This is a genomic window from Rhodopirellula islandica, from assembly GCF_001027925.1.
GTDB lineage: Bacteria > Planctomycetota > Planctomycetia > Pirellulales > Pirellulaceae > Rhodopirellula > Rhodopirellula islandica.
The window spans coordinates 130,701-147,156 of record NZ_LECT01000017.1 but is presented as its reverse complement, the minus strand read 5'-3'; the positions used below and the strand labels follow the sequence as shown (position 1 = coordinate 147,156).

The 16,456-nt window shown below is 56.9% G+C and carries 15 protein-coding genes; 1 reads left to right on the top strand and 14 read right to left on the bottom strand.

The window, feature by feature from the left end:
• Nucleotides 1-22: 22 nt before the first annotated feature.
• Together RISK_RS09030 and RISK_RS09020 are read right to left on the bottom strand one after the other, a co-directional pair.
• Entirely contained in the window at nucleotides 23-835 is an 813-nt protein-coding gene (locus tag RISK_RS09030; RefSeq protein ID WP_160311417.1) for a hypothetical protein, read from the bottom strand.
• Between the two features lie 1,037 nt (nucleotides 836-1,872).
• The gene (locus RISK_RS09020; RefSeq protein WP_047813936.1) at nucleotides 1,873-2,382 is read right to left on the bottom strand and encodes a lactoylglutathione lyase family protein; all 510 of its coding nucleotides are present in this window, start codon (nucleotides 2,380-2,382) and stop codon (nucleotides 1,873-1,875) included.
• 353 nt (nucleotides 2,383-2,735) lie between these two features.
• Between RISK_RS09020 and RISK_RS09010 the strand changes: the two genes are divergently transcribed.
• On the top strand, nucleotides 2,736-3,968 hold the full coding sequence (locus RISK_RS09010) for a cation:proton antiporter (RefSeq protein ID WP_053061101.1): 1,233 nt from the start codon (nucleotides 2,736-2,738) through the stop codon (nucleotides 3,966-3,968).
• Between the two features lie 632 nt (nucleotides 3,969-4,600).
• Here RISK_RS09010 and RISK_RS09005 read toward each other — a convergent pair.
• The 12 genes from RISK_RS09005 to RISK_RS08950 all read right to left on the bottom strand — a co-directional run bounded on the left by RISK_RS09005 (nucleotide 4,601) and on the right by RISK_RS08950 (nucleotide 16,428).
• A complete protein-coding gene (locus RISK_RS09005) occupies nucleotides 4,601-5,518 on the bottom strand; it encodes a F0F1 ATP synthase subunit gamma (protein WP_047813934.1) in 918 nt (305 codons plus the stop codon).
• Nucleotides 5,505-7,019, bottom strand: coding sequence for an alternate F1F0 ATPase, F1 subunit alpha (locus tag RISK_RS09000; RefSeq protein ID WP_047814171.1), 1,515 nt, complete (start codon nucleotides 7,017-7,019; stop codon nucleotides 5,505-5,507). The genes RISK_RS09005 and RISK_RS09000 overlap by 14 nt, the downstream gene beginning before the upstream one ends.
• Before the next feature lie 92 nt (nucleotides 7,020-7,111).
• Nucleotides 7,112-7,852: a F0F1 ATP synthase subunit delta gene (locus tag RISK_RS08995; protein ID WP_047813933.1), complete on the bottom strand. Its 741-nt coding sequence runs from the start codon at nucleotides 7,850-7,852 to the stop codon at nucleotides 7,112-7,114.
• A 16-nt stretch (nucleotides 7,853-7,868) separates the two neighbouring features.
• The gene (locus RISK_RS08990) at nucleotides 7,869-8,135 is read right to left on the bottom strand and encodes a F0F1 ATP synthase subunit C (RefSeq protein WP_047813932.1); all 267 of its coding nucleotides are present in this window, start codon (nucleotides 8,133-8,135) and stop codon (nucleotides 7,869-7,871) included.
• 99 nt (nucleotides 8,136-8,234) lie between these two features.
• Entirely contained in the window at nucleotides 8,235-8,921 is a 687-nt protein-coding gene (locus tag RISK_RS08985) for a F0F1 ATP synthase subunit A (protein ID WP_047813931.1), read from the bottom strand.
• Nucleotides 8,918-9,259: an N-ATPase subunit AtpR gene (locus RISK_RS08980; protein WP_047814170.1), complete on the bottom strand. Its 342-nt coding sequence runs from the start codon at nucleotides 9,257-9,259 to the stop codon at nucleotides 8,918-8,920. Before RISK_RS08980 ends, RISK_RS08985 begins: the two co-directional genes overlap by 4 nt.
• Entirely contained in the window at nucleotides 9,252-9,536 is a 285-nt protein-coding gene (locus RISK_RS08975) for an AtpZ/AtpI family protein (RefSeq protein WP_047813930.1), read from the bottom strand. Before RISK_RS08975 ends, RISK_RS08980 begins: the two co-directional genes overlap by 8 nt.
• Before the next feature lie 15 nt (nucleotides 9,537-9,551).
• A complete protein-coding gene (locus tag RISK_RS08970; protein WP_047813929.1) occupies nucleotides 9,552-9,947 on the bottom strand; it encodes a F0F1 ATP synthase subunit epsilon in 396 nt (131 codons plus the stop codon).
• Nucleotides 9,944-11,347 (bottom strand): F0F1 ATP synthase subunit beta, encoded by a 1,404-nt coding sequence (gene atpD, locus RISK_RS08965; protein WP_047813928.1) that lies wholly within the window; start codon nucleotides 11,345-11,347, stop codon nucleotides 9,944-9,946. The genes RISK_RS08970 and atpD overlap by 4 nt, the downstream gene beginning before the upstream one ends.
• Before the next feature lie 118 nt (nucleotides 11,348-11,465).
• Nucleotides 11,466-13,391 (bottom strand): ATP-dependent zinc metalloprotease FtsH, encoded by a 1,926-nt coding sequence (gene ftsH / locus RISK_RS08960; RefSeq protein WP_083434858.1) that lies wholly within the window; start codon nucleotides 13,389-13,391, stop codon nucleotides 11,466-11,468.
• Nucleotides 13,392-13,453: 62 nt separating this feature from the next.
• Complete coding sequence (locus tag RISK_RS08955; protein WP_047814169.1) at nucleotides 13,454-14,050, bottom strand: histidine phosphatase family protein; 597 nt, start codon at nucleotides 14,048-14,050, stop codon at nucleotides 13,454-13,456.
• Nucleotides 14,047-16,428 (bottom strand): phosphoketolase family protein, encoded by a 2,382-nt coding sequence (locus RISK_RS08950; protein WP_047814168.1) that lies wholly within the window; start codon nucleotides 16,426-16,428, stop codon nucleotides 14,047-14,049. The genes RISK_RS08955 and RISK_RS08950 overlap by 4 nt, the downstream gene beginning before the upstream one ends.
• Between the last annotated feature and the right edge of the window lie 28 nt (nucleotides 16,429-16,456).

Sequence of the window (16,456 nt, the reverse complement as noted above, 5' to 3'; positions counted from 1 at the left end):
TTGTTGATCGTGGAGTCCAGGCTCACTTGGCGGCGGGAGCACAATTGCCGCCAGGGCAACATTGCTGGCCCGGTGCACATTGGCCGTCGGGGCAACATGCCGAACTCGCGGCAGTCAAACGCTCGACGATCTCATCCTTGGTGGCGTTCTCTGCGAACGTCGCGACCGGTTGACCAGGAGGCGTTAGAACGACCATCACTCCCTTGCCAGCCGACACATCGACCTTCAACGATTGCAGGAAGCTCTGCTCGGATGCGTCTGTGGGATCGACGTTGACGATCTGCGTCGAGGCCGCGAAACGTTCGTCTTGGGTCAACGCATGAGCACCTTGGAAAGCGACCGCGTTGGTATCACGCTTCACGCACAGCAGCACCAACTTGCGATCCTGCATCGCCTTCAAACAAGTCGCAGTCGCTGGGCTGACGATCGCGTCTCGCAACTGTTGTTCTTGGAACGTTACCGGCAGACCACCGGTCACGGCACCGTTGGGAGCGATTGCCAAAGCCAGCGGCATTGGCGCCCTGCTGACACCAAATTGTTTCACGACGCCGGCGTTGTTTGGATCGGTGATCTGCACGCTGATCGCGTCAGCCACATCCGACATCTTGGTCGTTGCTTGTTGAAACACGCCCTGCATCAATTGAGTCTGCTCGTCGTTCTGTTTCCAAAAGTAGACGAACAAGTACTTCCCTTCCTGGGACGCTTTTTGCATCGCCGCGCCGGCTGGCCCCGAAACAGAATGCGTGGGGAGGGGGCTTTCAGCTCGAGCCGTCACGGGAGCTAAACAGATTGCAGCCAATGCCAAAGCTGCGATACCACGGACGTGCAAGTTCATGCGTTTCATTGGAAATCCTTCGCGTGATCGAAACGGAATGCCCCGGTCAAAATGGGGGGCAGCAGCGGAACGGTGAGCCCATTTCGCTGAATTCGCCTTGGCGAATACGCTAGATACATTCGCCCAGGCAGATATTGAAGGTCCAGTCCAATTCGCAAAAACACGCGAGTGAATCGAGGATGGATCGAGCGGGCAACCAACGGCCGCTGAGTGGAAAGCCAAGGATTTGCGGGGGCAAACCAAACTGCTTTTGGTCCGTGCGGCAGCCAAGATATTTTTGAGGCGGATCTGGAGTCCTGAAGAAGACGTGCAGGGATCTCCCTCCCATGAGTGTGTGCTTCTTCCGCCGCGAGGCCGTGCAGCTTTTGGATGTTGTGCCAGCAGTGTCTTGAGAACCCCGCCCGCGCGGGAGGTCCTGCAGTTGAGCGAGGCCGCGTTTTAGCGGGTTTCAGCATTTGAGCACCTCTCCCGAAACGAAGTTTGGGGGGAGGTCGAGCGACGCCGTTCAGGCGTACGCGAGGGAGGGGGCCGTGCATGGGAAACGGCGCGTGTTGCCCTCCCCCGAAAATCTCGCTGAACGCTCGCTTTCCGACCCCTCCCGCTGCGCGGGCGGGGTTCGCAAGACGCAACGCGCACAGCATTTGACAACTGCACGACCTCCTGCGCGGGGGGGGGGTCTCAAGGAGGTACTGGCCCAGCACTTCAAAACTGCACAACCTCCTCCCAAGGGAAGGGTGATGATGACCGGCTGGCAATACAAGACTTAAGAACTGCACGGCCTGCAAAGTCGCGGGGCTGGGTCATGCACGCATGCATCGACGGCAGTTTGTTCTGAGTGTCGAGTGACAACCTCTTCTCGTTTTCGCAGGGACACGTTCCCGGATGCTGGCATGGAGCTGGGCGGCGGCTTCGCAACGCGTTCGTGATTGGTGGCCTGACGGATGAGGTTTGCGAGCCCTATCTGCAGAGCGCAAAATCGAATTCACGACTTCGAGCACACAACGACTCACACTCGCCCCGGACTCATCGTGCGTTGCTCACTCTTTGGCGTCGCCTTGATAGGCACCTGCGGAATAGGTCAGCTCATAACTGTGCGAATAGATTTCAATCAGATTCCCAAACGGATCTTCGCAGTACACCATGCGGTAAGGCTTCTTGCCAGGATAATATTCGCGGATCGGCATCCGCTGCTTGCCACCATTCTCGACAATCTTTTTGGCGAGCCCTTCGACATCGGGATCTTGCACGCAGAAATGGAACACGCCTGACTTCCAATACTCAAAGTTGTTCTCTCGCCGCTCGGCGTTGTCAAACTCGAACAGTTCCACTCCGACGCGGTCGCCGGTTGCCAGGTGAGCGATGCGAAAACGTCCCCAGCCTTCACCGAAGACGTCGTTGCACATCACTCCGATTGCCGAATCGTCGGCAACAATTTCGGTTGGAGGCATGATGACGTACCAACCAAGCGTCTGTGTGTAGAACTCCACGGCTTGGTCCAGGTCCGTGACTGAGATTCCAATGTGGGAGAACGTTCGTGGAAAAGTCATGTGCAACAGCCAATCGATGGACGGTGGAGAAGATAGACGGTGGAGAAAAGGGGCAACGACAGGATCAAACGAATCACCCTGCCATGAAAACAAGGATGATCCATCATCAAGGATGACCGACGGCCCAACAAGACACGCCAGAACGATGCGGTCACAACGATGCGGTCACTGAGCCCATTCGCTCGGAATTGTGCCCACCAGCACATCACAGTGAGCGACGGAAGTGCGTTGGGGGAACGAACGAGTCGACCAACCTTCGTCGGTCCGACATTTGCAACTGCTTTGGTGGTCGGTTAGACGGGCGTTTGGACATTCCAACGGTTCGGTTCCCTGCCGGACAATGAAAGAGGAGAGTGGATTTGAACGACGTGGCCGACGCGGTTTCATTGATGATTCTGGGCGGATTCCTGCTGGCTGGTTTTGCGGCCGATGTGCTCGGCCGTCGGATGCACGTCCCGAGAGTCACGTTGCTGCTGTTGCTGGGATTTTTGGCAGGACCGTCGGGGTGGCACTTGGTGCCCGATGAAATCACTCAGTGGTTTTCATTTGCGACGCTGCTCGCGCTCAGCATCATCGGCTTTCACCTGGGTGAAAGATTTCTCGGCAAGCGTTTGCGGACCACGGGCAAACCGGTCGCGTTTGTGTCGCTGGCCGAGGTCGCTGGGTCCGCAGCGGGCGTGTTTCTATTGCTTTGGGCTTTTGGCGTCCCCATTCCATTGGCGTTGTTGCTTGCCGCCGTGGCCCCAGCCACCGACCCGGCTGCGACGATGGATGTTGCCAGCGGAATAGGCTCGAAAGGCCCGCTCACAGACACGTTGCTAGGAGTCGTGGCAATCGACGATGCCTGGGGAGTGATGTTGTTCAGTCTGCTGACCGTGATTGCCAGTTCCATGGTCTCACCAGAGGCATCGGCAAACGTGGCGTCCTGGGTCGTCCTCGGACATGGGCTCTGGGAAATTGTCGGGGGATTGCTTCTGGGAATCGCCGTTGGGCTGCCCATGGCGATGCTGACTGGCCGCATCAAATCAGGTGAACTGACCATTGTTGAAACGCTCGGGTTCGTGCTGTTGTGCAGCGGATTGGCGATCTACTTTGAGCTTTCTTACGTGATGGCTTGCATGGCAATGGGCGCGACCGTGTCCAACGTCGCTCATCATCACCACCGTCCGTTCCACGCCATCGAAGAGGTCGAACAACCCTTCTTGATTGTGTTCTTTGTCCTCGCCGGGTTCCAATTCCAACTGCACCAATTGGTGAATGTGGGTTGGATCGGATTGGGATACATCGTCGCTCGCGTGATCGGCAAATTCATTGGCGCCTACCTGGGGGCAAAAGCAGCGGGTGCACCGCCCGTCGTCCGCCGTCACGTCGGATTCTGCCTGCTACCGCAAGCTGGCGTTGCGTTGGGATTGGCGTTGATGGTGTCGCAGCGGTACCCGGAGATGGGCGAGAAAGTTCTGACGACCATTGTCGGCACGACGTTCGTGTTTGAACTGGTCGGCCCCGTGGTGACACGCTGGCAATTGATGGTTTCGGGCGAAGCTCATGAAAGCACCTCCCGCACGGAAGTGCAGTCAACGTCCTGAGAAGAATGGATCTGCAATCTCTTGTCGTGTGAAATGGTGGTAAGCAGGTCGGCAGGAGTGATCAAGCACAACCATGTGAGCCGTTTGGGCGTTAGCCCCGGTTGTGCGTGAAAACCGTGGCGAACGCCAGCGGCTCACATACCCGATGACACCTGCGTACCTGCTTAGCTGGATTCGCCACGATTCAGATGTGGTCCCTCGCTGACCGGCTTGTCGATTTTGCTGTAGGTTGGCCACTCTTGGCCGACATCCACCACTCTGACGGGCAAGAGTGCCCATCCGACATGCCTTGATACGTCGTTGATGACTAAATCGACGAGTGGTGCGTCACAGCTAAAGGTTAGTGGTGATCGTAGTGGACGAAGCCACGAGACCTTGGATTTGACGCCAGTTCAGGACTCGTGGCCTCGTCCACTCCCCTAAAGATCAGTCGTGACCAAACACTAGCCGTGACGCGTTCGGGTTGTGAAGTGGTGCGGTCCGGATTCTGGCGAATCCGGCGACCGTCTGACATCGCTCCCGGGACAAAAACATTCGCAAAGGAATAGCCACCACGCCCCAAAGCATTTTGCCGCCCAGGCGAACGCCCAAACAACTGATGGGATTCACCCCCATCCTTCCTGCCGACCAGCTTACGAGCCTGACGTCAACGCCTCGAAGCCAACCACGACGTCCAGCAACTCCTCCGTGATCGCCGTTTGCCGTTGAGTCTTGAAAGCCGTGTTCAGTTCATCGAGCGTTTCCTCGATGTTCTTCTCAGCGGCTTGCATTGCTGCGATCCGGCTGGCATTTTCGCTGGCCAAAGATTCCGCACAAGCTTGGTACAACGAAACGTACAGGCTTTGCCGCACCAGCAGGGAAAACAATTCTTCACGCTCACCACCAAAGGTTGGCAAACAGGGCGATTCCCATGATTTGACGGAAAGCCTTTGCAGCCAGGCCAAGTCGATCGGCAACAGTTGGGTCGTGTTGGGCTGGTACGCCCCCGCGGAAGATCGCATGTTCGCGTAGATCCTCAGCGTCGTCAAATGACGTTGCTCCCGGACCGCTTCCACTGCAGTCAGCAAGTCACTGACACAGTCCGCAATTTCGGGCACGGAGGTTGGAATCCGAAACGCCTCGTCAATGGACCAACCACTGTCCGTCAACAAAAACGCGACGCGAGCCCCCACAATCCACAAAGCTTCGGGAGGCCGCTGGCAGTGCTTGGCATGATGTTCCAAGGCATGTGCCGCGATCTGTTCATTGAATTGACCGCACATGCCTTGGTCGCTGCCGATGACAATCACGCCATGGTGTGAATTCTCTTCGGACCCACCCACTTTTGGATTTTCACCGCCCCATTCGCTGGCCGGCAGATGACGGAGTCTCTGTTCCCGCAGGATCACTTGCAGTCCTAGTTCAATGGTTCGGTTGTAATCCATCAACGCGTCCGCTGCCCGTTGGTATTGGTGAATCCGTACGGCGGCCAACGTCTTCATCGTGGTCACAACCGACTGCAAGTCCGACGCGGTTTCGATCTTACGCCGCAAGAGTTCAAGCGTGGGCATGAACCGCTCCGGCAGCAATGTTGGCGATCTGTTCCACCTGTTCCTTGTCCAGTTTTTCCCCTGCCTGCATCTGGGCACACAACTCAGCCGCTTGCGACGTCACCGCATCCTGGATAGCACGCTCCAGCTTGGGAAGTTGTTCCACGGGGCGACCATCCAACACGCCATTGGTCACCGCAATCAACGATGCGATCTGTTGCGGCAGCGTGAGCGGTTGAAATTGAGTTTGCTTGAGAATTTCGCGAATCAATCGCCCACGATTGAGCGTTGCACGGGTGTCTTCATCGAGCTGACTGCTGAAGCGTGCGAAGCGTTCCAGCTCTTCAAATTGCGAATACGTCAATCGCAAATCCCCCGCGACGACACGGTAAGCGGGCAGTTGGGTTTTCCCACCGACTCTCGAAACGCTGCGGCCAACATCAATCGCCGGCAACACGCCCTTTCGAAACAAGGTGGGTGACAGGTAGATCTGACCGTCCGTGATCGAAATCAAATTCGTCGGAATGTACGCCGACACGTTCTGGGCTTCCGTTTCGATGATTGGCAGAGCCGTCAAGGAACCTCCGCCGGCACTTTGGATCAAGTGCGTGGAACGTTCCAGCAAACGCGAGTGAACATAGAAGATGTCCCCTGGAAACGCCTCTCGGCCTGGCGGTCGCCGCAACAACAATGACAGGTGCCGGTAAGCTCTCGCATGCGACGTCAAATCGTCGTAGACGATCAACACGTCGCGTCCCTCTCGCATGAAGTGCTCTCCCATCGTCGTTGCCGCGTAGGGTGCCAAGAACTGCAATCCCGGCGGGGCATCATCGGCACCGATCACCACAATGGTGTGATCCAAAGCATCGTGACGACGCAAGTTTTCAATCACGCGGGCCACGCCCGTGCTGCGTTGGCCAATGCTGCAATAGATGCAAATCACGTCGCGGCCGCGTTGATTGATGATCGTGTCAACCGCGATCGCTGTCTTGCCCGTTTGACGATCCCCGAGCAGCAACTGACGTTGACCACGACCGATCGGAATCATCGCGTCAACAACTTTCAGGCCGGATTGCAATGGCACAGTCACCGGAGCACGTTGCATGATCGGGGGTGCATCGCGCTCGCAAGGTTCACGCGGTAAATCATCGAGGGACCGCCCACCATCCAGAGGCCGGCCAACCGGGTCCACCACACGTCCAAGAAGCTGATCGCCGACGGGAGTGTCCAGCACCGTGTGCATTCGCTCCACCCGCGATCCGGCGGTGATCTGTTCACTGGAATCCAGCAACACGCAACCGACTTGCTCAGGATCCAAGTTGAAAGCGTATCCAAGGTGTCCGCCGGCAAACCGGAGCACTTCGTCGACTTGCACGTGGGGCAAACCGTGGACCCGAGCGATCCCGCGTTGAACCTCTTCGACCGTGCCAATTTCGGTGACCGACAATTGGGCGGGTTGGGCTTTCACTGCCTGATCAAACTGGTGTGCGGCAGCTTCCAGTGTTTCTGAGTAGGTGGTCATGGTCGATCGTGCTTTCACAGCGGCGAGTCCTGGAGAAAGCGAAAGGCACCTGTCAAAGAACCAATCACCTCGTCCAGCTTCCACGCCGTTGCTCACGCCACGTTGGCCTCCATCTTTTTGAGAGCACGTTCCGCATTCCATGGCAGGCTGTAACCACCCGCGTCCATTTCCATTCCCGCGATCAACGCCGAATCCGACTCAAAGCGAACTTCCGCGTCACCTTGGAACACCTGATGAATCGCGTCACGGATTTGAGTTTGGTCGTCGTCATCCAGGTCGTCCGCAGATCGAACCAAGACGGGGTTTCCCGAATCGGCTAATTGGGTGGCAATGGCGGCACGTTGTGTTTCGTCGAGCATCCGCAACTGCTTCACAAACGTTTGACAAACCCGCTTCTGCAGATCTTCGTCGGCCAGTTGTTGGATTGTTTCCCGCGCGGCCTGAAACCCCATGCGTTGAATGTCGCGACGGGTCTGATCAGCCAAGTCCTTTTGATCTCGTTCAAAGGTGGACGTCCAGTGTTCGCGCCGGGTATCCGCCTCTTTCCGCGCCTCTTGAATCAGTCTCTGCCGTTCGCTGTCTGCATCGGCTTTTGCCTTGGCAAGCATTTCTTCTCGCTGTTCTTCCAACAACTGCGTCTGCTTTTCCAACGCCGCACGTTGCTGGTTCGCTTCGGCCTTGGCGGTTTCCGCATCGCTTAAACGCTGCGTCACCTTCTGCTCACGTGTCTGCATCGCGCGGACGATGGGACCGTAAAGGAAATATCGCAACAACCCAACCAGAACCAGGAAGTTGATGACTTGGGCGGTGAAGGTGAACCAATCAATGCTCATCGTTTCGTATCCCTTGCTATTGCGTCAGGTGGTTCCAGAAGGGATTGGCAAACAGCAGAATCATCGACACAACAAAGCAGTAGATAGCCGTGGACTCGATCATGGCCAAACCCACAAACAGGGTGCGGGTGATCGTGTTGGACGAATCCGGTTGCTGTGCAATGGAACTGAGAGCCTGGGCCACGGCACGCCCTTCGGCAAACGCGGGCCCGATCGATCCGATGGCGGTGGTCAAACCCGCCATGATGATGCTGGCGACGGCGATCGTCGTGGTGCTATCCATGATGTATTCCTTGTTGGTTGGACGATGAACTCAATGTTCGGTGGACTCAGTGTGCAATGAACGAACAAGACAAAAGACGAACTGGGCTTTCCGACTCGGTCACTTGGCGACTTTGGTTGCCGACGCGATGTAGACCATCGCCAAGACGGCAAAGATGTAGGCTTGAATCATTCCGGTCAGCAGCCCCATCACTTGCATCACAATCGGAATGAAGAGCGGGACGAAGCTGATCAGAATCGCGGCGATCACTGCACCGCTCATCATGTTCCCGTACAAACGCACAGCCAGTGCCAAAGTCCGTGAAAGTTCGCCAATCAAGTTGAATGGAAGCATCAACGGTGTCGGTTGCAGGTAACGCTTCAAGTAGTTGCCAACCCCATGCGAAGCGATTCCAAACACGGGGACCGCCACAAACACGCAAGTCGCCAAGGCCGCTGTCGTCGACAGTGAACCGGTGGGCGGGACGTAGCCGGGCACGATGCTCAACAAGTTGGCCACTGCAATGAACAGGAACAACGTTCCCACAAACGGCAGGTACGGCCCCGGGTCGTGACGACTGACATCTCGAATTTGATCTCGAATGCCGGTGACCAGCACTTCCAAAAGGTTTTGCCAACGCGGGATCTCGGTGTCGCTGGTCAATCGCCGGGTGATCCACCACGAACCAACGACCAACAACGCCATCACCAACCAAGTGAACGTAAGCGTGGCGTTGATCTTCACGACCGGCCAAGCCTCCGATTGCCACAGGATCCATTCGTCCGATGTGATTTGCACGCCACTCATGGTTTGCTCCTGGGACGCAATTTTTCCGCTGGCAAAGTTTGTGCCGACGCAAGTTGAAAGCTGGAGTCACGCTGAGCGATAGTGCACACGCCAACTGTGCGAATGAGCGCGAACCCCATGGCCGCTGCCACCAGGATTCGCCAATCCCCGCTGCGTGCCAGCACTCCCAAAACCCCCAACACCACGGCCATCCGCAGCAACGCACTGCCGCCGAGCAACAGCCACGGTTGCCGAGACGCGGGCAAGCGAACCGTGGTCCACCACAATGAGGCGACAAAGAACGCAGCTGCTGCGGCACCCGCAAGGAATCCGCCCGTCAATCCAATCCATTCATTCATCTTCATTCTCCCGATTGACCCACCACCACGCATTCAAACACCCCATCCCCACACCACCAATCAACAGCATCAACGTCCAAGAGAACCGACTCGGCCAGCGTTCATCAATCCAAATTCCCACTGCGATCCCGAGCAGTGTTGGAATCGCAATCGACCACCCCACCAACCCGAACATTCCCAAACCAAACCACGCGGAATGCTCGCCCTGCTGACGTGCGTCGAGCTTGCGAGATTGCTTCGCATCGACGTTGTCTTGAAGCGTTTGACGCTTGTTCATCGCTTGTTTCGTCCCTTAAACCACATGGTCGTCGGCGAGTGCCATCGTTCGGCGGAGGAAATCCGCTTCCAGCTTCGCGACCGCGGTGTGAGCAGCACGCTGCTGTTCGTCCATCTGAGAAAACTCCTCGCGAACCAGGCGTTGCAGTTCTTCCAGTTCCGCTCCGTGCGAAGCCGCTTCGGCAGAGACGTAAACATCACTGGCTCGTTTGACCAGGATCCCGGTCCCGACGGCCGCGAACGATTCCTTTCCTGTCTCATCTTCCCAGCTCAGCAAACCAGGCACCAAAGCGGCCAGGAAGTCGACATGTCGCGGCAGCAAACAAAAACTCCCGTGGGTGCCCTCGGCAATCACCTTGTTGACAGTCAGATCCAGCACGATCTCGTTGGGGGTGTTCAATGTCAGGTTCATGATTTGGAACTCGGAAGTTTGCCCACCATGTACAAGTCTCGCTCGGGCCGATCTTGAAACTCGTCATTCAGAATCCGTTCGCAGCCATCCAAGGTGTCTTCAATGCTCACCATGTGTCCCTCGTGGCCGGTGAATTGCTGCGTCGTGAAGAACGGTTGCGTCAAGAATCGCTCCAAACGTCTGGCCCGATTCACCGTCAAACGATCCTGGCGAGAAAGTTCTTCCATGCCCAGCATTGCGATGATGTCCTTCAGTTCTTCATATCCGGCCAACGTTTGACGGACATTGCTGGCCGTTTTGTAGTGCCGCTCGCCAACCACCCCCGGCAACATCATTTCCGAGGTCGACTTCAATGGATCGATCGCAGGATACAATCCCTCGCTGGCTCGTTTGCGTGACAGCACCACGGTTGCCGACAGGTGAGCAAAGGTGTGCACGGCGGACGGATCCGTGAAGTCGTCGGCGGGAACATAAACAGCTTGCACCGATGTGATTGCTGCGTCCGACGTGGTGCAAATGCGCTCCTCGAGTTCCGCCAGGTCACTCGCAAGCGAAGGCTGATAGCCCACGCGGGATGGCAATTGCCCGAGCAAGCCGGAGACTTCCATCCCGGCCTGCACAAACCGAAAGATGTTGTCAATCAACAGCAACACATCTTGCTTGGCGTCGTCACGAAAGGATTCCGCCATCGTCAACGCCGCGTGGCCGACGCGAAATCGGGCTCCTGGCGGTTCGTTCATTTGCCCAAAGACCATCACCGTGTTGTCCCGAACACCGGCAGTTCCCATTTCACGGTACAGTTCCTCTGCTTCTCGACATCGTTCACCGATCCCGCAGAACAGGCTGATGCCATCGTGCCCGCCAACGATGTTGTGGATCAACTCGGTGATCAAAACGGTTTTGCCAACACCAGCACCACCAAACAGCCCTGCTTTGCCGCCTCGTTCGAGCGGCGACAGCAGATCGATGGCCTTGATGCCGGTCGTAAACACTTCCGACTGCGCGATGCGGCGGTTGATCGTGGGCGGCGTCTGATGAATGCTGCGGTGCTCAACCGAATCCAAACTTTCGCCATCGTCGAGCGTGTTCCCAAACACATCGAGCACCCTACCGAGCAGAGGCTTGCCGACCGGTACCTGCATGGGTCGCCCGAAACTTCGCACGGGAGCCCCCCGTGACAATCCGCGGGGCGATGTGATCGCGATGGCACGAACGGTATGCGGGTCGAGTTGGCTGGCGACTTCCGCCACGACTTCCCCGTGCTCGCCAATCCGCAATTCCCAATTCATTTCCGGAAGTTCATCGGGAAAGCAAACGTCGATCACACTGCCACGAACAGCGACGACATGCCCGCGATTGGAATCATTCAGCGAAGAGGTTTCGATTTCCATCTGTATCATTCCGGCATCGGATAAGACGCCCGGGGAAGTTGAGGAAGGTTTCGTTCAGTTGTTCATCTCAATGGTTGTGCCTTCACGACACACCGAGTGGCATGCATTCGCTGTGCCACGGGAGATTTCACGCCGCTTGGACGGGACCTGGCAGCAAGGCCTGAAACTCGGAGGCGTCGAGTGTTTCGTGTTCCAGCAATTCAGTGGCGACGCGGTTCAACGCCTCTCGATGTTCCGTCAGGATGGACTGCGCCTGGGCGTAGGCGATCGCCAACAAACTCTTGACCTCATCGTCGATGCTGCTGGCCGTGTGTTCACTGCAATCACGTTGCAGAACGCCAGAAGTGGCGGTGAATGCATTGGGCTGCTGCGCACAGTGGGTCAGCCCCACCGAATCGCTCATCCCGAACATGCAAACCATCTGGCGAGCGATCGTGGTGGCTTTCTGCAAATCGTTCTCGGCCCCAGAGCTGACTTCGCCAAACACAATCTGCTCGGCAGCACGCCCACCCAACAACCCGCTCAAACGGTCGTCCAACTCGCTGCGTGTCATCAGATACTGGTCCTCCGTCGGCAATTGCAACGTGTACCCCAACGCCGCCTGTCCTCGCGGGATGATGCTGATCTTCCGCACCGGTTCGGCGTGTTCGCTGAACGTTGCCACCAACGCATGTCCGACTTCATGAAAGGCAACCCGGCGGCGTTCTTCTTCGCCCAAGCGGCGGCTCTTTCGTTCCGGTCCGGCGACCACCTTTTCCACCGCTTCTTCCAAATCACATCTCGCGATCGACTTCGATTTACGTCGAGCCGCCAGCAATGCCGCTTCGTTCATCACATTTGCAAGATCAGCACCCGACAATCCCGGCGTCGAGCGTGCAATGTCACGCAGGTCAACGCTTTCATCCAGCGGTTTGTTGCGAGCATGAACACTGAGGATCCCCAACCGGCCTTCGAAGTCGGGCGCATCCACCAGCACTTGCCGATCGAATCGCCCGGGACGCAACAACGCGCGGTCCAGCACCTCGGGACGGTTGGTTGCCGAGAGGATGATCACCCCGGTGTTGGCAGCAAAGCCATCGAGCTCAACCAACAATTGATTCAGCGTTTGCTCCCGTTCATCGTTCACCGTGGCCACATGCACCCCGCGTTCACGACCAATCGCATCGAGTTCGTCAATGAAGATGATGCACGGCGCGTGTTTCTTGCCTTGTTCGAAAAGATCCCGAACACGTGCTGCTCCCACGCCCACAAACATTTCGACAAACTCACTGCCGCTGATCGAAAAGAACGGCACGCCAGCCTCCCCAGCAACGGCGCGGGCGAGCAAGGTCTTGCCCGTCCCGGGAGGGCCGACCAACAGCACTCCTTTGGGGATTTTGGCACCCAGGTCCACGTACCGTTCGGGGTTCTTCAGAAAATCAACGACTTCTTCCAATTCAAATTTGGCCTCAACGCAACCCGCCACGTCGGTGAACCGAACCCCTGTGTCCTCGTCCGCGACCAACTTCGCCTTGCTGCGTCCGAACCCCATCATGGCTTGCCCCGTGTTGCCAATTCGGTTGGCCAGAAACCGACTGAGGAAAAGGAAGGCAACCAACGGCAACACCCACCACAACAACAGATTTTGCATCACGCTAGGCGGCCGACTGCCAGTGAACTTCACATTGGCCGCGGTCAACTGATCCACCAATTCAGGATCTTCCACGCGGTTGGTGACGAACGTGATCGGTTGGGGATCCGATGCCGTTTCGTCGCTGGTTGGTTCAGCTTTGGATTCAGACTCCGGCGCGGGTGTCGCGTGAGGAACATACACGCCCTCGATCGTGTCCTCGGAAAGTTCGCACTCGGTGACTTCGCCCGCCACCACGTGGGCCTTGAATTCGCTGTAAGGAATTCGCTGCACTTCCGCGATTCGAGAGAAGTCCTGCCAAAGCCACAGGACCAACAGCAGCACCGAGAAATACCACAGCGCCGACTGCCACTGAGGGTACGAAGGTTCATTGGCTGACTTGTCAGTCGAATCACCCTTTTTCTGGTCGAGTTTGATTTCCATCGGACTTGTTCATCGTGAAGGGATTGCTTGGATGCCGAAATGGCGAGTCGCTGCCGTTCGGTTCAGTCCGTGAGATGACTTCGATCATTCCAAAGACGAATGACGGAATCCGTTTTGCCGTGGTGATACCCCACGATGCTCAACGCGGCCGTGCCGAGAAAGAATTGGTGCCCGGTTTCCGGTGGCAACCCAAGCCAGCAAGCCGCGAAGACCTGCAAGAAGTGTTTGTGGGCGAAGAGCAAGCGGTCACCCCTTTGCTGACGAATCCGGTCGATGACGCGCTGGACGCGTGATGTCACATCGGCCAGCGTCTCTCCGTTGGGACATCCATCGCGAAAGAGATTCCAACCGGGTTTTCTTGCCTCAATCTCCTCCCGCGTGAGCCCTTCGTAGTCACCGCAATTCCACTCCGTCAAATCTTCCACGACGGTGGCCTCCGAGCCAAAGCCCGCCAAATCACACGTTCGCTTCGCTCGTTGCAATGGGCTGGTCCAAACCTCTTCGAACGCCACCCCTGCCAACCGCCCGCGAAGCTGCGAGGCGTTTCGCTCGCCTTTGGGGGTCAGTGGCAAATCAGTCGATCCGGTGTGCTGAGCCGTGATCGTCCAGGGCGTCTCACCATGCCGAGCGAGATAGACCAGCGGGAGTCGCTCGTTCATCGCGTTGGACTCCATTGCCAGTTCCGCACTTCAGGCATGTCTTGACCGTTCTTGTTGATGTAACGTCGATGCTCGACCAATTTCTCTTGCATCCGAGCTTTCAGAGCTTGGCCTTGCCCTCCCGTTTCGGGCAAGCGATCAATCACGTCCATCACCAAATGGAATCGATCGAGATCGTTCAGCACCGTCATGTCAAACGGCGTCGTGATCGTGCCTTCTTCCTTGTACCCACGCACATGAATGTTGGCGTGATTGGTCCGACGATAGGTCAGCCGGTGAACCAACCAGGGGTAAGCGTGAAAGGCAAAGATCACATGTTTATCCTGGGTGAACAATTCATCAAAGTCGGGATCGCTGAGACCGTGTGGGTGTTCCGACTTGGGTTGCAACCGCATCAGATCGACCACGTTGACAACGCGAATTTTCAGTTCTGGCAAATGCTCATGCAGAATGGAAACCGCGGCCAACGTTTCCAAGGTGGGGACATCGCCACAACAAGCCATCACGACATCGGGGTCGTCCGAGGACTCATTGCCAGCCCAGTCCCAAACCCCAATTCCTTTGGCACAGTGTTCCACGGCTTCATCCATTGTCAGCCACTGTGGCGAGGGATGCTTGCCCGCCACGACGACATTGACGTAATGCCGACTTCGCAAGCAGTGATCCATCACCGAGAGCAAGCAGTTGGCGTCTGGCGGCAGATAAACGCGAACAATTTCCGCTTTCTTGTTGACCACCACATCAATGAAACCGGGGTCTTGGTGCGTGAACCCGTTGTGGTCCTGTCGCCACACGTGCGAGGCCAGCAAGTAATTCAGCGACGCGATCTTGTGACGCCACGGCAACTCCGACGTTACCTTCAACCACTTTGCATGTTGGTTGAACATCGAATCAACGATGTGGACAAATGCTTCGTAACAATTGAACAGTCCGTGCCGTCCGGTCAACAGGTACCCCTCCAACCAGCCTTCGCATTGATGTTCGCTGAGCATTTCCAGGACGCGGCCGGTGGGCGAGAGCAATTCGTCGGTGTCGACCGTCGCTGCGTTCCACTGCCGCTGAGTGACATCAAACACAGCTTCCAATCCATTGGAGAGCGTTTCGTCGGGACCAAAGACACGAAAATTCTTGTGGTCGTCGTTCAGTTGAATGACGTCGCGAATGAATTTGCCAGTGACGTGCGTGTCACCAATGCCTCGGCAGCCACGTTCCGTGATTTCAACGGCGTACTCCCGGAAGTCAGGCATCTTCAATTGCCGCAGCAAACGTCCACCGTTGGCGTGTGGATTCGCGCCCATCCGACGATCGCCCGTGGGCGCCAGATCCGAAATTTCTGATCGCAGGCGTCCGCCTTCATCAAAGAGTTCTTCTGGACGATAGCTGCGGAGCCATTCTTCGAGCTGTTGCAGGTGGTCGGGCCGGGTGGCGGGATCAGATAGCGGGACTTGGTGCGAGTGAAACGTGCCTTCGATTGGAACGCCGTCCACAAACTTCGGCCCCGTCCATCCCTTGGGCGACCTCAACACAATCATGGGCCAACGAGGACGAGTCGTGTCGCCACTTTCGCGAGCCTTCCGCTGGATCGATTGAATCTGTTCCACCGCGATATCCAGGGCTTCCGCCATCGCTGCATGCATTCGCATCGGGTCATCGCCCTCCACAAAGATGGGAGTCCAGCCATAGCCTCGCATCAATTGATCCAGTTCCTCGTGATCGATGCGAGCGAGGATGGTGGGGTTGGCGATCTTGTAACCGTTCAAATGCAAGATTGGGAGGACCGCACCATCGGTCGCCGGATTCAAGAACTTGTTCGAATGCCAAGCAGTTGCCAATGGTCCGGTTTCCGCTTCTCCATCGCCCACCACGCAAGCGACCATCAAATCGGGGTTGTCGAACACAGCACCGAACGAATGGCTCAGCGAATATCCCAGTTCGCCGCCTTCGTGGATCGAACCGGGGCATTCGGGCGACGCGTGGCTGGGAATTCCTCCGGGAAAAGAGAATTGAATGAACAGCTTTCGCATCCCCTCTTCGTCTTGGCTGATGTGCGGGTAGATTTCGCTGTAAGTGCCTTCCAGGTACGTGTTCCCGACGACGGCCGGACCGCCGTGACCTGGCCCCGACACGTAAATCATGTCGAGATCGTATTGCTTGATGATCCGGTTCAAATGGGCATAGATGAAGTTCTGGCCGGGCGTGGTTCCCCAGTGCCCCAATAACATGTGCTTGACGTCCTCAATCTTCAGCGGACGTTTGAGCAAGGGGTTGTCATAAAGGTAGATCTGCCCGACCGACAAATAGTTCGCAGCCCGCCAATAGGCGTCGATCTTTCGCAGGGTCTCCGGAGCAACTTGGGTTGATTCAAGTGTTTCAATCATCGCGTCGGCCTTCTCGGTTGGATGGAAT

Excerpts from the sequence above, each read along its gene's own strand:
- RISK_RS08950 (WP_047814168.1), bottom strand. The coding sequence starts at position 16,428 with ATGATTGAAACACTTGAATCAACCCAAGTTGCTCCGGAGACCCTGCGA.
- ftsH (WP_083434858.1), bottom strand. The coding sequence starts at position 13,391 with ATGGAAATCAAACTCGACCAGAAAAAGGGTGATTCGACTGACAAGTCA.
- RISK_RS09005 (WP_047813934.1), bottom strand. The coding sequence starts at position 5,518 with ATGCCCACGCTTGAACTCTTGCGGCGTAAGATCGAAACCGCGTCGGAC.
- RISK_RS08975 (WP_047813930.1), bottom strand. The coding sequence starts at position 9,536 with ATGAACAAGCGTCAAACGCTTCAAGACAACGTCGATGCGAAGCAATCT.
- atpD (WP_047813928.1), bottom strand. The coding sequence starts at position 11,347 with ATGATACAGATGGAAATCGAAACCTCTTCGCTGAATGATTCCAATCGC.
- RISK_RS09020 (WP_047813936.1), bottom strand. The coding sequence starts at position 2,382 with ATGACTTTTCCACGAACGTTCTCCCACATTGGAATCTCAGTCACGGAC.
- RISK_RS08990 (WP_047813932.1), bottom strand. The coding sequence starts at position 8,135 with ATGGATAGCACCACGACGATCGCCGTCGCCAGCATCATCATGGCGGGT.
- RISK_RS08955 (WP_047814169.1), bottom strand. The coding sequence starts at position 14,050 with ATGAACGAGCGACTCCCGCTGGTCTATCTCGCTCGGCATGGTGAGACG.
- RISK_RS08980 (WP_047814170.1), bottom strand. The coding sequence starts at position 9,259 with ATGAATGAATGGATTGGATTGACGGGCGGATTCCTTGCGGGTGCCGCA.
- RISK_RS08985 (WP_047813931.1), bottom strand. The coding sequence starts at position 8,921 with ATGAGTGGCGTGCAAATCACATCGGACGAATGGATCCTGTGGCAATCG.
- RISK_RS09030 (WP_160311417.1), bottom strand. The coding sequence starts at position 835 with ATGAACTTGCACGTCCGTGGTATCGCAGCTTTGGCATTGGCTGCAATC.
- RISK_RS08995 (WP_047813933.1), bottom strand. The coding sequence starts at position 7,852 with ATGAGCATTGATTGGTTCACCTTCACCGCCCAAGTCATCAACTTCCTG.
- RISK_RS08970 (WP_047813929.1), bottom strand. The coding sequence starts at position 9,947 with ATGAACCTGACATTGAACACCCCCAACGAGATCGTGCTGGATCTGACT.
- RISK_RS09000 (WP_047814171.1), bottom strand. The coding sequence starts at position 7,019 with ATGACCACCTACTCAGAAACACTGGAAGCTGCCGCACACCAGTTTGAT.